At 51.0% G+C, this 1,206-nt stretch carries 1 protein-coding gene; it reads left to right on the top strand.

Annotated features, from left to right (window positions below; genetic code table 11):
* A partial coding sequence (locus tag ESB04_RS12435) for a beta strand repeat-containing protein (RefSeq protein ID WP_164969669.1) occupies positions 1 to 1,206 on the top strand: 1,206 nt, incomplete at both ends.

Here is a 1,206-nt window from a genome sequence, read left to right as displayed (position 1 = left end):
GTATCAATGCAGGCTCTGCTAATAAGTTTGTGATTACGGGAACTGGAACACAGACAGCGGGTAGCAGCCAGACGATCACGATCACGGCGAAGGATGCGCAGGGTAATACGGTAACATCTTATGCGGGCGTGAAGTCCTTAACCTTCAGTGGTGCGAATTCCTCTAGCTCACCAGTTACGACCGCGAAGGTGGGAGGAGTAGACTTTGGTAGTTCGACGAATGTGACGTTTACGGATGGAGTGGCGACAGCGAGCATGAGTTTATACAAGGTAGAGAGTGCATCGATCAGTGCGACTGACGGAAGCTTGACGGCCTCTGGAGGGGAGTTAGCTGTGAGTGTGACTGCGGGAAGCTTTGCTAAATTATCGGTGAGCTTAAGTGGTCCACAGACGAACGGAGTAGCCTTTACGAGTACGAATACCTTGACGGCGCAAGATGCTTATGGCAATACGGTAACCGGCTTTGATGCGAGCAGCAATAATGTGACGGTGACTACTAGTTTAACCGGAACGATCAGTGGTTTAAGTGGAACCAACAAGTTAACAAGTGCGAGTGATTTTGTGAATGGAGTAGCGGACTTAAGCATCTTAGGCTTGAAGTATACGGGAACGTCTGGAACAGGCACGTTCACCTTTAGTCCATCGACCGGAGCACCGGTGACCTCTTCGTCGTTGACGATTAATTCAGGCGCGGCGACTAAGTTGGTGATAAGCGGAAGTGGAACACAGACAGCGGGCAGCAGCCAGACGATCACGATCACGGCGAAGGATGCGAGTGGTAACACGGCAACAGGCTATACGGGAACCAAGAGCTTGACGTTCTCGGGAGCGAATAGTTCAACTAGCCCAGTAACCGCACCAACGGTAGCAGGCACGAATGTGGGCACAGCGACAGACATTAGCTTCAGCAATGGAGTAGCGACAGCGAGCTTGAACTTGTATCAGGTAGAGTCGGCGGTATTGGCGGCAACGGATGGAAGCATATCGGCTAGTAGCACCGATCGCTTGACAGTGGCAGTAAGTGCGGCAAGCTTTGCTAAATTATCCGTGAGCTTAGCTAGTCCACAAGTAAGTGGTACCGCCTTTACAGGAACGAACACCTTAACAGCCTTGGATGCTTATGGTAACGTGGTAACGGGCTTTGATGCCAGTGGCAATAATATTACGGTGACTACTAGCTTAAGCGGAACCATCTCCGGCTTAAGTG

The sequence above is a fragment of the Aquirufa rosea genome (assembly GCF_004118285.1).
In the GTDB taxonomy this organism is placed as follows: Bacteria; Bacteroidota; Bacteroidia; order Cytophagales; family Spirosomataceae; genus Aquirufa; species Aquirufa rosea.
Note: the sequence above shows the minus strand (reverse complement) of the source record. Positions and strands in the feature narration are given on the sequence as shown.